Annotated in this window: 15 protein-coding genes; 6 read left to right on the plus strand and 9 right to left on the minus strand. The window is 70.5% G+C overall.

All coding sequences use genetic code 11. From position 1 onward, the window contains the following. Positions 1–391 precede the first annotated feature (391 nt). From ccsB to GLX25_RS00150, 5 genes are all read right to left on the minus strand, one after another. Positions 392–1,441 (minus strand): c-type cytochrome biogenesis protein CcsB, encoded by a 1,050-nt coding sequence (gene ccsB, locus GLX25_RS00130; RefSeq protein WP_155840539.1) that lies wholly within the window; start codon positions 1,439–1,441, stop codon positions 392–394. An 84-nt stretch (positions 1,442–1,525) separates the two neighbouring features. Next, entirely contained in the window at positions 1,526–3,202 is a 1,677-nt protein-coding gene (gene resB / locus GLX25_RS00135; protein ID WP_240898055.1) for a cytochrome c biogenesis protein ResB, read from the minus strand. Positions 3,203–3,251: 49 nt separating this feature from the next. Beyond that, positions 3,252–4,004: a cytochrome c biogenesis CcdA family protein gene (locus tag GLX25_RS00140; RefSeq protein WP_155840213.1), complete on the minus strand. Its 753-nt coding sequence runs from the start codon at positions 4,002–4,004 to the stop codon at positions 3,252–3,254. 15 nt (positions 4,005–4,019) lie between these two features. Further along, on the minus strand, positions 4,020–4,676 hold the full coding sequence (locus GLX25_RS00145) for a TlpA family protein disulfide reductase (RefSeq protein ID WP_155840214.1): 657 nt from the start codon (positions 4,674–4,676) through the stop codon (positions 4,020–4,022). Then, entirely contained in the window at positions 4,676–5,320 is a 645-nt protein-coding gene (locus GLX25_RS00150) for a histidine phosphatase family protein (protein ID WP_166548282.1), read from the minus strand. Before GLX25_RS00150 ends, GLX25_RS00145 begins: the two co-directional genes overlap by 1 nt. A gap of 106 nt (positions 5,321–5,426) precedes the next feature. Between GLX25_RS00150 and aspS the strand changes: the two genes are divergently transcribed. After that, positions 5,427–6,770, plus strand: a complete 1,344-nt coding sequence (gene aspS, locus GLX25_RS00155; protein WP_166548283.1) for an aspartate--tRNA(Asn) ligase — start codon at positions 5,427–5,429, stop codon at positions 6,768–6,770. A gap of 64 nt (positions 6,771–6,834) precedes the next feature. After that, complete coding sequence (locus GLX25_RS00160) at positions 6,835–8,085, plus strand: cation:proton antiporter domain-containing protein (RefSeq protein WP_166548284.1); 1,251 nt, start codon at positions 6,835–6,837, stop codon at positions 8,083–8,085. A gap of 21 nt (positions 8,086–8,106) precedes the next feature. Here the strand turns inward: GLX25_RS00160 and GLX25_RS00165 are convergent, their stop codons facing one another. Both GLX25_RS00165 and GLX25_RS00170 read right to left on the minus strand, forming a co-directional pair. Continuing rightward, positions 8,107–8,388 carry a glutaredoxin family protein gene (locus GLX25_RS00165; RefSeq protein ID WP_271192316.1) on the minus strand — a complete coding sequence of 94 codons (282 nt, stop codon included), beginning with the start codon at positions 8,386–8,388 and terminating at the stop codon, positions 8,107–8,109. 78 nt (positions 8,389–8,466) lie between these two features. Then, positions 8,467–8,565, minus strand: a complete 99-nt coding sequence (locus tag GLX25_RS00170; protein WP_003792170.1) for a 30S ribosomal protein bS22 — start codon at positions 8,563–8,565, stop codon at positions 8,467–8,469. 138 nt (positions 8,566–8,703) lie between these two features. Between GLX25_RS00170 and GLX25_RS00175 the strand changes: the two genes are divergently transcribed. Next, positions 8,704–9,213: a GNAT family N-acetyltransferase gene (locus tag GLX25_RS00175; RefSeq protein WP_155840216.1), complete on the plus strand. Its 510-nt coding sequence runs from the start codon at positions 8,704–8,706 to the stop codon at positions 9,211–9,213. A 27-nt stretch (positions 9,214–9,240) separates the two neighbouring features. Then, positions 9,241–9,723 carry an anthrone oxygenase family protein gene (locus GLX25_RS00180; protein ID WP_155840217.1) on the plus strand — a complete coding sequence of 161 codons (483 nt, stop codon included), beginning with the start codon at positions 9,241–9,243 and terminating at the stop codon, positions 9,721–9,723. 15 nt (positions 9,724–9,738) lie between these two features. Here the strand turns inward: GLX25_RS00180 and GLX25_RS00185 are convergent, their stop codons facing one another. Beyond that, entirely contained in the window at positions 9,739–10,179 is a 441-nt protein-coding gene (locus GLX25_RS00185) for an ArsR/SmtB family transcription factor (RefSeq protein WP_155840218.1), read from the minus strand. A 70-nt stretch (positions 10,180–10,249) separates the two neighbouring features. Between GLX25_RS00185 and GLX25_RS00190 the strand changes: the two genes are divergently transcribed. Both GLX25_RS00190 and GLX25_RS00195 read left to right on the plus strand, forming a co-directional pair. Further along, on the plus strand, positions 10,250–11,695 hold the full coding sequence (locus GLX25_RS00190; RefSeq protein WP_155840219.1) for a TrkH family potassium uptake protein: 1,446 nt from the start codon (positions 10,250–10,252) through the stop codon (positions 11,693–11,695). Then, positions 11,688–12,356, plus strand: a complete 669-nt coding sequence (locus tag GLX25_RS00195; RefSeq protein WP_155840220.1) for a potassium channel family protein — start codon at positions 11,688–11,690, stop codon at positions 12,354–12,356. Before GLX25_RS00190 ends, GLX25_RS00195 begins: the two co-directional genes overlap by 8 nt. 89 nt (positions 12,357–12,445) lie before the next feature. Here GLX25_RS00195 and GLX25_RS00200 read toward each other — a convergent pair whose 3' ends face one another. Then, positions 12,446–12,844, minus strand: a complete 399-nt coding sequence (locus GLX25_RS00200; protein ID WP_155840221.1) for a hypothetical protein — start codon at positions 12,842–12,844, stop codon at positions 12,446–12,448. Positions 12,845–12,859 lie beyond the last annotated feature (15 nt).

The raw sequence follows: 12,859 nt of genomic DNA on the forward strand, positions 1-12,859 counted from the left end.
TTCAAAAAATTGGCATTGAACATAGTGCACGCTGTTGAGTTCTCAAGGAACGGACGCACCCGACAGACCAACCCGAAACCGAGCCAGCCCCACCGGGGCAACTTCCCTACTGTACCACCACCGCCTTCCCGAACGCTGGGCGTTCCGGAACCGCTCGAACCCGAGCAGACGTGGTGGTGATCTGTTCCCCAGGCTTGAAGCAACCGAGTCGCACGAGGCGCCTACGAGGCTGTTTGGCTGGGATTCGCTGCCCGCCCCGTGAGCTTCTCGCTCCCGGCTGCCGTGGCAACGAAGAAGAATCTACGTGCCGCCGAACCCCCGGGCAAATCGGGCCTGCATCCCGGGCGTGTCGCGTCTCGGGGCGACCCGGTCGACGCTCGACAGCGCTCGATCAGAGGCCCGAGTACGCGTGCAGGCCCTTGAAGAACAGGTTCACGACGGTGAAGTTGAACAGCACCGCGGAGAAGCCGATGATCGCGAGCCATGCCGAGCGCGAGCCGCGCCATCCGCGGGTCGCTCGAGCGTGGATGTAGCCGGCGTAGACCACCCAGATGATGAAGGTCCACACCTCCTTGGTGTCCCAGCCCCAGTAGCGGCCCCAGGCCTTCTCGGCCCAGATCGCGCCGGCCATGAGGGTGAAGGTCCAGAGGATGAAGCCGATGATGTTCACGCGGTACGCGAGGTTCTCGAGCGCGGTCGAGTCGGGCAGGGTCGCGAGGAACGACTTCTTCACCGAGTCGGCGGTCGCGACGATCGCCTCCCGACGGGACTGCATGAGCTGCACGACCGAGAGCGCGAACCCGAGGGCGAAGAAGCCGACGGCCGACGTCGCGACGAACACGTGGATCACGAGCCAGACCGACTGCAGCGCCGGCGGCAACGGCACGACGCTGACGTAGAAGTTCACCGTCGCGATGCCGAGCAGCACGAGCACGAGCCCGGTCACGAACGTGCCGAGGAAGCGCAGGTCGGTCTTCGCGATCAGCAGCACGACGAGGAAGACGGTCGTGATGACGAGCGTGCCGGTGAGCGCGAACTCGTACATGTTCGCCCAGGGCACCCGGCTCGCGGCGACGCCGCGCAGCACGGTCGCCGCCAGGTGCAGCGCCCAGGCGATGACGGTCATCGCGACGGCCACGCGCAGCGACGGCGAGCGGCCGTAGTCGACGGATGGCGCGGCGCTCGCGCCACGACGTGCGGCGCCCGCTCCCCTGCCCGCGCGCGGCGGTGCCGCGGTGGTGCCGCCGGCGGAGCCGGCGGCCGAGGCCGGAGCAGACGCGGTCGCGCCCTGCAGCGCGGGCTCGCGCTCGGACCCGGCCAGGTCGGCGCCGGCGGCGTCCGAGGTGCCCGCGGACGCGGCATCCGTCGCCTGCGTCGAGGCGGCCGAGCGGCGTGCGAGGTCGATCGAGTAGGCGATGAACGCGATCGCGTACACGGCCATCGCCGAGTACACGGCGATGATGGAGATCTCGTCGAGCGTCACTGTTCCACCTTACGTCGGGTCTCGATACGCGAGCTTCGCTCGCTACTCGACCACCGGGTCATCGGATCGGGGGCGCGGACCGGCGTGCCGGTCGGCGAACTCCTCGACCGCGCGCTCCAGCCCGGGGTCGTCGCCGCGAGCCAGGCCCGCGTACTCGAGCACGACCCGTCCGTCGGGCCGCGTGACTGCCTTCACCCACATGCGTCGGCGCGGCACGAAGAGCGAGAGCAGCAGGCCGCCGAGGATCAGCAGCGCGAACACGAGCACCCAGACCTGCGAGGGGTCGTGGTGCACGTCGAACGAGGCGAAGCGCGGCACGCTCTGCGAGAAGTCGTCGCCCGCGGCATCCGGCGTCGCCGTCGCGAACTCGACCGTGCCGAGGCCGTTCGGCAGCTCCGTCGACTCCCCGGGCATGAGCTCGACCGAGTCGACGCCCGTCTGCCCGCCGGTGAGCTGCTCCATGCCGCTCGTGTCGAGCTGGTACACCGAGCGGGGAGTGCCGTCGTCGATGCCGAGGTCGCCCGAGTAGACGTTGAGCGTGAGCACCGGGAAGACGAGGTCGGGATACGTCGACGTGTACGCGCCCGTCGAGAGCGTCGACTGCGTCGGGTAGAAGAAGCCGACCATGCCGATCTGCTCGTCCAGGCCGTCCGGCACCTTGATCACGCCGATCGAGGTCAGGTTCGCGTCCTGCGGCAGGAAGGGCACCGAGTCCGTGAAGATGACCTCGCCGTCGGGGTCGCGCACCGTGATGGTCGGCGCGTAGCCGTTGCCGAGCAGGTACACGTCGGTGCCGTACTCGTAGAGCGGCTCGTTCACCTTCACGTCGCGCTCCGCCGAGCCGTCGGGTCCGTCGATGGTGACGTGCGCCGTGAAGTCGATCGGCTGGCCGAGCGCGTCGGTGTTCTCGGTCTCGTAGACCGCGTCGAGTTCATCGAGCGTGAGGCGATAGGGCGTGAGCCGGCCGTCGTCGAAGAACCGGCCGGGGTTGAACGAGTCGTAGGCCGCGAGGGTGTTGACGAACGACTGGCCCTCGACGATGACGCGCTGTCCCGAGAAGCCGAACCCGCCGCCGATCGCGACGGTCACGAGCACGCCCACGAGCGCCGTGTGGAAGACCAGGTTGCCGGTCTCCCGCAGGTAGCCGCGCTCGGCCGAGACCGACGGCACGCCGCGCTGGTCGTAGCGCTCGACGCGGTAGCCGGCCTTCTTCAGCTCGGTGGACGCGGAGGCGATCGCGGTCTCGGCGTCGGCTGCGGCGTCGGCCGCGTCGTCGGCGCCGCCGTCCAGCTCGCGCTCGGTGTACGCCGACAGCCGCGACAGCCGCGCGGGCGTCTTCGGCGGGCGGGCGCGCAGCGCCTCGAGGTGGTGCTTCGTCCGCGGGATGATGCAGCCGATGAGCGAGACGAACAGCAGCAGGTAGATCGCGGAGAACCAGACCGACGTGTAGACGTCGAACATCTGGAACGAGTCGAGCACCGGCGCGAGGTCGGGGTTGTCGGCGAAGTACTGCACGACGCCGTTCGGGTCGCTCGAGCGCTGCGGCACGAGCGAGCCGGGCACGGCGGCGATCGCGAGGAGCAGCAGGAGCAGCAGCGCGGTGCGCATGCTCGTGAGCTGGCGCCACGCGAAGCGCAGCCACTCCAGCGGTCCGAGCTTCGGTGCGGTGACGGATGCCGCGGGGCCGGCCGTGCCGTCGTCGTAGTCGGCGGGCCGCAACGGGTCGACGCCCGTGTCGCGCGCGGACGCGGCATCCGCTCGCTCAGCCTCAGATCGCCGGGACGAAACCACTGATCACCGCCTGCAGGTCGTACATCCAGATGGTCCAGAGGCCCGACACCATGAGCACGCCGATCACGATGAGCAGCCCGCCGCCGATGAGGTTCACGGCGCGGATGTGCCGCCGCACGAACGCGAGCGCGTTCGCCGCCCAGCCGAAGCCGAGCGCGACGAGCACGAACGGGATGCCGAGGCCGATGCAGTACGCGAGGCCGAGCAGCGCGCCGCGACCGGCCGAGGCCGAGTCGGCGCTGAGGGCGAGTACGACCGCGAGCGTCGGGCCGATGCACGGCGTCCAGCCCAGGCCGAACACGATGCCGAGGAGCGGCGCTCCCGCCAGCCCGGTCGCCGGGCGCCACGACGGCTTGAACGTGCGCTGCAGGAACGTGAACTGCCCGATGAAGACGAGGCCCATGAGGATGAGGACCACGCCGAGCACGCGGATGATGAGGTCGGACCAGCGGGCGAGCCACGCCCCGAGCACGCCGAATGCGGTCGTGAAGATGAGGAACACGAGCGTGAAGCCCGCGATGAAGAGGAGCACGCCGAGCAGCAGCCGGCGCCGCGCGCGGCGCGCCTCGTCGGCCTCGGCGCTCGCGTCGGCGAACCCGCCGAGGTAGCCGAGGTAGCCGGGCACGAGCGGCAGCACGCACGGCGACAGGAAGGACACGAGCCCCGCGGCGAGCGCGATCGGCAGCGCGGCGAGCAGCTGCCCGCTGAAGACGATCTCCCCGAGGTCCATGTCGTGCCGCCGCCGCTACGCCTGCTCGGCGATGACGTCGCGCACGATCGTCTCGAGGATCGACGCGTCCTTCAGCTGCCCGAGGATGCGCGCGGCCACCCGGCCCTCGGCGTCGAGCACGAGCGTCGTCGGCACGGCCGCGGGCGGCACGTCGCCCGCGAAGGCGTACTGCACGGCGCCGTCGTTCGCGTCCACGATCGAGGGGTAGGTGATGCCGAAGCCCTCTTCGAAGGATGCCGCGGTCGCGGCCTGGTCGCGGACGTTCACGCCCACGAACGCGGCCCCGTTCCCGTCGAACTCCTCGAACACGTCCTGCAGCATCGGCGCCTCGGCGCGGCACGGCGCGCAGCCGGCGTACCAGAAGTTGACGACGGCGACCTCGCCGGCGAGGTCGGTCGAACCGAGCGTGTCGCCCTCGATCGTCGTACCGGTGAACTCGATCGGCTCGCCGCGCTGGTCGGCCGGGAACTCCGAGATCGTGCCGTCGCCCGCGATGTAGCCCTTGCCGCTGCCCTCGCGGTACTGCTCCGCGAGCGGGTCGCTCGAGCAGCCGGCGAGGGCGACGACGGATGCCACGGCGAGCGCGGCGGCCAGCGTCCCGCGCCTCGGTGATCGAGTAGCACGCGAAGCGCGCGTATCGAGATCACGCACCACGCGCGTATCGAGATCCATCACACCGCCCCCACGTCGGTGGCCTGCGCCTGGAGCCCGGCCGCCGGGTTCCGGTAGCCGACCTCGACGAATCGGCTGCCGCGGCGCTCGAACGTCGTGATGCTCGAGAGCGCGCACCGGCGCCGACGCGGGTCGTGCGCGAGCGACTTCCCGGCGACGCGGCGGTGCACCATCCAGATCGGCAGCTGGTGGCTGACCATGACGACGTCGCCGTCGTCGACGGCGTCGGCGGCATCCGTCATCGCGGCCAGCATGCGATCGGCGACCGAGCGGAACGGCTCGCCCCAGCTCGGCTCCCACGGGTTGACGAGGAAGGCCCAGTTGCGGACGTCCCGGAGCGCGGAGTCGCGCCCCGACATCCGCTTGCCCTCGAAGCGGTTGGTCGGCTCGATGATGCGGTCGTCGATCGTCGGCTCGAGTTCGAAGGCCTTCGCGATCGGCTCGGCGGACTGCTGGGTGCGCTGCAACGGCGAAGAGACGAGGACGGCGACGTGACGCTTGCGGGCGACGAGGTCGTCCGCGGCCGACCCGGCCATCGCGCGACCGAGGTCGCTCAACCCGAATCCGGGGAGTCGACCGTAGAGCACGCCCTGCGGGTTGAAGACCTCGCCGTGGCGCACGAGATGGATCTGCTCGGCCGGCACGCCCTCCAGTCTACGAAGCGGTTCCCTAGGAATCCGCCGTGCGCCCGAGGCATCCGCGCGCCGCCCCGGTCGGGCGCGGAATCCGCGGCCGGTAGGATGGCCTGTCGTGAACACGCGCACCCCTGTCAAGCAGCTCGCCGCCCTTCCCGACGACCCGGTCACCGTCGCCGGCTGGGTCGAGACGGTCCGCGATCAGAAGAAGGTGCAGTTCATCATCCTGCGCGACGAGTCCGGGGCGGTGCAGCTGGTGAACCCGGCGGTCCGCGAGCTCGACCCCGAGGGCGTCAGCGTCGGCGCGGCTGAGGCGTTCGCGCTCACCGAGCAGATCTCGGCGCTCGGGCACGGCACGTTCATCAGCGTGACCGGTCAGCTCAAGCACGACGAGCGCGTCAAGCTCGGCGGCCTCGAGGTGAAGATCGAGTCGCTCGACGTGGTGTCCGAAGCGCTCGAGACGCCGATCGCGGCCGACTCGAGCCTCGACAAGCGGCAGGACTGGCGCTTCCTGGACCTCCGCCACCCGAAGCAGAACCTCATCTTCCGCATCCAGACCACCTTCCTGCACGCGCTCCGCACCTACTGGGTCGAGCGCGACTGGATCGAGATCCAGACGCCGAAGCTCATGGCCTCGGCATCCGAGTCGCGTGCCGAACTGTTCGAGCTCGGCTACTTCGACGGCACGGCCTACCTCTCGCAGAGCCCGCAGTTCTTCAAGCAGATGGCGCAGCCGGCCGGCTTCGGCCGCGTCTTCGAGGTCGGCCCGGCGTTCCGCGCCGACCCGTCGTTCACGTCGCGCCACGCGACCGAGTTCACCTCGATCGACGCCGAGATGAGCTGGGTCGACTCGCACGAGGACGTCATGACGATGCACGAGGAGGTCCTCGTCGCGGGCTTCACGGCCGTCGTCGCCAAGCACGCCGAGGAGATCCGCGAGCTCTTCGGCGTCGAGGTCACCGTGCCGACGACGCCGTTCCCGCGCATCCCGCTCGCCGAGGCGAAGGAGATCGTCGCCTCGCGCGGCTACGTCGTGCCCCGCGCCGACGCCGACATGGACCCCGAGGGCGAGCGTCAGATCTCGGCGTACGTGAAGGAGACCTACGGCCACGACTTCGTCTTCCTCACGGACTACGCCTCGAGCATCCGGCCGTTCTACCACATGCGCCACGCCGACGACGCGGGGTTCACGAACTCGTACGACCTCATCTACAACGGCGTCGAGATCTCGACCGGCGCGCAGCGCGAGCACCGCATCGACGTCCTCGTCGAGCAGGCGAAGGAGAAGGGCCTCGACCCCGAGGAACTCGGGTTCTACCTCGACTTCTTCCGCTACGGCGTGCCGCCGCACGGAGGGTTCGGCATGGGCCTCGCGCGCCTGCTGATGCTCATGCTCGACGAGCACTCGATCCGCGAGACGACGTACCTCTTCCGCGGCCCGACGCGCCTGCTGCCGTAGGTCTCGATACGCCCGCTGCGCGGGCTACTCGACCACCGGGGGTGGACGCGGCAGACTCCTCCGTGTGGATGCCCTGCTGCTGTCGTTCGCGCTCGTGCTGCTGGCCGCCATCCTGATCTCGGGGATCGCGCACCGCACCGTGCTCTCGACGACCGTGCTCTTCCTCGTCGCGGGGTTCTTCCTCGGAAGCGGCGTGCTCGACGTCATCGTGCTCGAGCCGACCGACCCGACCGTCACGACGGTCTCCTCGCTCGCGCTGTTCGTCGTGCTGTTCACGGACGGCCAGGAGGTCGCGCTCCAGCAGCTCCGAGCGGCGTGGCGCCTGCCCGGCCGGGCGCTGCTGCTCGGCATGCCGATCACGTTCGTCATCACGACCCTGCTCGGCGTCTGGCTGCTCGGATTCAGCTGGCTCGAGGCCGCGCTCGTGGCCGCGGTGCTCGCACCGACCGACCCGGTGTTCGCGTCGGCGATCGTGGGCCGTGCCGAGATCCCGCACCGCGTGCGGCACCTCCTCGGCGTCGAGTCGGGCCTCAACGACGGCCTCGCGCTGCCCGTCGTCCTCATCCTCATCGCGACGGTCGGCGGGCCGGAGGTCGAGCCGTTCGTGCTCGCCGAGGAGCTCGCGCTCGGCATCGCGGTGGGCATCGCGGTGCCGCTCGTCGTGGCGTGGCTCGTGCGGCGGAAGGTGTTCTCGCGCACTCCGCTCTATGCGTCGCTCACGCCGGTCGCGGTCGCGCTCATCGTGCTCGGCATCTGCACGGTCACGCACGCGAACCTCTACCTCGCCGCGTACGCGGCCGGCATCACGATCGCGACGGCCGCACCCGAGATGCGCGACGCGTTCGCCGAGTTCGGCGGCCAGTTCTCCGAGCTCCTGAAGCTCCTGGCCATCCTCATGTTCGGCGCGCTCATCTCTCCCGAGCTGCTCGCCTCCGTGCCGTGGACGGCCTACCTCTTCGGCGTGCTGCTCATGGTGCTCGCCCGGCCGGCGGCGGTCGAGCTCTCGCTCGTCGGCAGCGGGCTGCCGTGGGAGGAACGCGCCACGGCGGCCTGGTTCGGCCCGAAGGGCTTCGCCTCGGTGCTCTACGGCCTGCTCGTGCTGCAGAGCGGCGCGCCGAACGCGGACTTCATGTTCCACGTCGTCGTGGTCGCGATCGTGCTCTCGGTCGTCGCCCACTCGTCGACCGACGTGCCCATCGCCGGCTGGTTCGCGCGCCGCGAGGCGGCGGACCGGGAGGCTCGGGCGACCTGGCTCGACACGCCCGAGGTCGGTCGGCGCGGCGGCATCCGCCCACCCGACGCGTCGGACGACTGACCCGACCGCGCGGAAGCGCCGTCAGCCGCGCGCGAGCAGCGCCGTCTTGAGGCGGACCGGGTCGAGGCGCCAGTACCCGTGCACCTCGTCGTCGATGAGCAGCACGGGGATCTCCTCGGCGTAGCGGGCGCGCAGCGCCTCGTCGTCGAGGATCGATCGCTCCTCGAGCGTGGTCCGCGGCGACCCCGGCGTCGCGGCGAGCTCCTCGCGCACGCACGCGACGACCTCGCGCGCGTCGTCGCAGAGGTGGCATCCGGGCTTGCCGATGAGGGTGAGGCGGATGTCGCGGAGCGTCGGGTTCACCCCGTCAGGATACGTCGCGCGAAGACAGCGAAAAGCGCCAGGCCGATGGCCCGGCGCCCTGCCGTGGTCGCGCTGCGACTACTTCTTGTTGCGACGCTGGTGGCGCGTCTTGCGAAGCAGCTTGCGGTGCTTCTTCTTCGCCATGCGCTTGCGACGCTTCTTGATGACGGAACCCACGAAAACCTCACAAAGATCGGGTCGGCCGCGCGTGCCGCAGCCGTGGGCGGAAACGCCCCGCGGTAGTCTAGCCCATTCGACCGCGAGGCGCGGTCCGGATCGATCGGCCCGCCCCGCGGCATCCGCTAGGTTCGGGTGATGGCCCGACCCGAACTCGTCATCCGGACCACCCGCGAGGACGACTGGCGAGAGGTCCGCGACCTCCGCCTCGAGATGCTCCGAGACACTCCGATCGCCTTCGGCGACACGCTCGAGCGGGCACTCGGGTACGAGGAGGCCGAGTGGCGCACGCGCGCGAAGCGCGGCGAGTCGGCCGTGCAGACCGTCGTCGTCGCGATCGAGGGCGACCGCTGGGTCGGCACGATGGGCTGCTACGTTCCGGATGCCGCGACCGGTCCGCTGCTCGTCGGCGTCTACGTCACCCCGGACCGGCGCGGCGGCGATTCGGGCGTGACCGATGCGCTGCTCGACGAGATCGAGCGCTGGGCGACCGGCCGCGCCGACACGCTGCGGCTCGAGGTGCACGAGGACAATCCTCGGGCGCGCCGGTACTACGAGCGGCGCGGCTTCGCCTACACCGGGCACAGCCGCGAGTACGAGCTCGAGCCCGGCGGCCTCGAGCTCGAGATGGTGAAGCGACTGCGCTGACCCCCGCCCGTGGGGAAGACTGGGCGCGTGGACCTCCTCATTGCGGGCATCCTGGTCGCGGTCGTCGGAACCGGCGTCGCCGCGGGCGTCTTCTTCGCCTTCTCGGCGTTCGTCGTGCAGGGGCTCGATCGATTGCCCGAGGCGGATGCCGCGCGCGCCATGCGCGCCGTCAACGTCACGGCGGTGCGCTGGCCGCTCATGCTCGAGCTGTTCGGCACGGCGCTGCTCCTCGCGGTGCTGGCGGTCGCGTCGCTGCTCCGACCGGGCTCCGGCATCACCTGGTGGGTCGTGGCATCCGCTGCCCTCTACCTCGTGACCGTCGTGTTCGTCACGGGCGGCGGCAACGTGCCGCGCAACAACGCCCTGGCGGCGGCGCCCGACGAGCCGGAGGGGCTCGCGGCCGCGTGGCGGGCCTTCCGCGCGGGGTGGATGGGGTGGAACCACGTGCGCACGCTCGGCGCGGCGGCGTCCAGCGCCCTGCTCGCGGTCGGCCTCGTCGCGGCCGGCTAGCGGCGGCGCGGTCCCCTAGCGGCGGCGCTTCGCGCCGACGACCGCGGTCACCTGCCGGGCCGTGTCGGCGAAGGCCTTCCCGAGAGCCGACGCGAAGGCCCGCTGGTCGTCGTTCAGCGTCTCGTCGGCATCGGCGTCGGCGCCCGCCAGCGTTGCGGCGTCGGCCGCGGCATCCGTCGTCACGAACGGGATGAGCCAGTCCTCGAGCCGCTCCAGCGGCGCGCGGTCGAGGTGGTAGTAGCGGTGCTGGCCCTCCTCGCGGACCCCGACCAGGCCCGACTCGCGGAGCACCTTCAGGTGCTTCGACACGGTCGGCTGGCTCACGCCGAGCGCGGTGACGATCTCGCCGACGCTGATCTCGCCGCCCGAGTCGGGCTGGGAGGTCTCCCGGTCGAGCAGGACGCCGAGGATGTCACGTCGGGTCGGATCCGCCACCACGTCGAAGATGTCCGCCATGGTGCAAGGGTAGCCAGTCGCGCCGGAGCCGGGGAGTACCATGACTCTCGCGTCGAGCGGAGGAGGGCGGATGGCCTCGCACACCGTGGGTCGTCGGGGACCCGCCCGACGCTCATGGATCGCCGGCGTGCGCGACGCGTTCGACATCCTGGTGAAGAGCTCGCCGTCGCGGTTCGCGATCCTCGTGTTCGCGACGCTCATCCTCATCACGACCGCCCTGCTGTCGCTGCCGTTGGCGCGTGCCGGCGCCGGAACCGGCGGCACGCCGCTTCACGACGCCTTCTTCACCGCCGTCTCGACGATCTGCGTGACGGGCCTCACGACGGTCGACATGGCCACGCACTGGTCGCCCTTCGGCAACACGATCATCTTCATCGGCATGAACGTCGGCGGCATGGGCGTCCTCACGCTGGCGTCGATCCTGGGACTCGTGGTCTCGCGGCGCCTCGGGCTGCGCGCGAAGCTGATGGCCGCGAGCGACACCAACCCGTCGAGGGTGCACGCAGGCCCCGTGTCCGAGCGGCAGGCGGTGCGGCTCGGCGAGGTCGGCGGACTGCTCGTGACGGTCGCCGTCAGCACGCTCGCGATCGAGGCCGCGGTCATGATCGGCATGATGCCGAGCGTGCTCGCCAAGGGCTACGACTTCGGCCTGAGCCTCTGGTACTCGGCCTACTACTCGGTGAGCGCCTTCACCAACACGGGCTTCAACCCGAACCCGATGGGGCCGGTCGAGTTCTTCGACGACTACTGGTTCCAGTCGCTCATGATGCTCGCCGTGTTCCTCGGCAGCCTCGGGTTCCCGGTGATCTTCACGCTGCTGCGCACGTGGAGGAGGCCGCGCCGCTGGAGCGTGCACGTGAAGCTCACGCTGACCACGACGATCGTGCTCTGGATCGCCGGCGCCGTCACGTTCCTCGTGCTCGAGTACAACAACCCGAAGACCTACGGCGGGCTGAGCTTCCTGAAGACCTTCTACGAGGCGTTCTTCATGTCGACCATGACGAGGTCGGGCGGCTTCGCCACGATCGACATGGCCGACCTCTACGGCTCGAGCCTGCTCGTGACCGACATGCTGATGTTCGTCGGCGGCGGCTCGGCCTCGACCGCGGGCGGCATCAAGGTGACCACGCTCGCCGTGCTGTTCCTCGCCGCCTACGCTGAGGCGCGCGGCGCGCCCGCGATGGAGGCCTTCGGGCGGCGGATCCCGCGCGACATCCTGCGCCTGGCCGTCAGCGTCGTGCTGTGGGGCGCGACCATCGTGGCCGTCTCGACCGTGATCATCACCCAGATCACGAAGTCGGCGCTCGACTTCGTGCTCTTCGACGTGATCTCGGCGTTCGCGACGTGCGGGCTGTCGACCGGGCTCACCGAGTCGTTGCCGCCCGAGGGGAAGTACGTGATGGCTGCGACCATGTTCATGGGACGCGTGGGCACGGTCACCCTCGCGGCGGCCCTCGCGGCCGCGCAGAAGCGCCAGCTGTTCAGACGACCGGAAGAGAGGCCCATCGTTGGTTGATCGCATCAAGCACGACGCCCCAGTGCTCGTCATCGGACTCGGCCGGTTCGGGGCGGCCACCGCCGGCCAGCTCGACCGCCTCGGCCGCGAGGTGCTCGCCGTCGACGAGGACGAGGGCCTCGTGCAGAAATGGGCGGAGCGCGTCACGCACGCCGTCGTCGCCGACGCGAAGTCGCTCGACGCGCTGAAGCAGATCGGCGCCCAGGAGTTCTCGATCGCGGTGTGCGCGGTCGGATCGTCGGTCGAGGCATCCGTGCTCATCACCGCGAACCTCGTCGACCTCAAGATCCCGCAGATCTGGGCGAAGGCGATCTCGAGCTCGCACGGCAAGATCCTCGAGCGCATCGGGGCGAACCACGTCATCTACCCCGAACGCGAGGCGGGCGAGCGCACGGCGCACCTGGTGTCGGGCCGCATGCTCGACTTCATCGAGTTCGACGACGACTTCGCGCTCGTGAAGATGTACCCGCCGAAGCCGATCCGCGGCAAGAACCTCACCGACTCCGGCGTCCGCTCACGTCACAACGTGACCGTGGTCGGCGTGAAGAGCCCCGGCAAGCCGTTCACCTACGCGACCGAGAAGACCGTGGTGTCCAACCACGACCTCATCATCGTGTCGGGCACCGAGGGCGACATCGAGAAGTTCGCGGCGCTCGAATAGCGGATGCTGCGGGGCGCATGCGTCGGCCCGGCACCGCGCACGGCTCGCCGGCGCCCCTCGGGCGCGGGCCCGAGGCATCCCCGCCCGGCTCAGCCGACCACGCCAGCGACGGTCGAGGCGACCGTCGCGACGATGCCGATCCCGACGAGGATCACGGCGATCGTGCCGAGCACGCGCGGCAGGTGCGACGCGGCCTCGAACCGCAACCGGTCGGGACTCCGCCGGCGCACCCACGCGAGCGGCTCGCCGTCCTCGGAATCGGGCTTGGGCTCCTCGCCCGGTTCGAGGGGGCGCTCGTGGAACTCGCCGCCGGCGAACCAGCGCACGACGGTGCCGTCGTCGCGCTCCACGATCGCGACCTCGATCGCATCCCATGCCCCGTCGGCCATACGCGCGAAGGCGAACGCGAGCAGCAGCACGCCTCCCGTCGCCAGCGCGACCCACGCGACCACCTCGCCGGCGAGGGCGATGACGTCGAGCGGCTCCATGGCGCTGAGCGTACC

The organism is Agromyces luteolus, from assembly GCF_009729855.1.
Classification (GTDB): domain Bacteria; phylum Actinomycetota; class Actinomycetes; order Actinomycetales; family Microbacteriaceae; genus Agromyces; species Agromyces luteolus.

Bases quoted from the DNA above. Each gene is read 5' to 3' on its own strand.
- ccsB (WP_155840539.1), bottom strand. From the start codon at position 1,441: ATGGCCGTGTACGCGATCGCGTTCATCGCCTACTCGATCGACCTCGCA.
- GLX25_RS00140 (WP_155840213.1), bottom strand. From the start codon at position 4,004: ATGGACCTCGGGGAGATCGTCTTCAGCGGGCAGCTGCTCGCCGCGCTG.
- GLX25_RS00145 (WP_155840214.1), bottom strand. From the start codon at position 4,676: ATGGATCTCGATACGCGCGTGGTGCGTGATCTCGATACGCGCGCTTCG.
- GLX25_RS00175 (WP_155840216.1), top strand. From the start codon at position 8,704: ATGGCCCGACCCGAACTCGTCATCCGGACCACCCGCGAGGACGACTGG.
- GLX25_RS00185 (WP_155840218.1), bottom strand. From the start codon at position 10,179: ATGGCGGACATCTTCGACGTGGTGGCGGATCCGACCCGACGTGACATC.
- GLX25_RS00190 (WP_155840219.1), top strand. From the start codon at position 10,250: ATGGCCTCGCACACCGTGGGTCGTCGGGGACCCGCCCGACGCTCATGG.
- GLX25_RS00200 (WP_155840221.1), bottom strand. From the start codon at position 12,844: ATGGAGCCGCTCGACGTCATCGCCCTCGCCGGCGAGGTGGTCGCGTGG.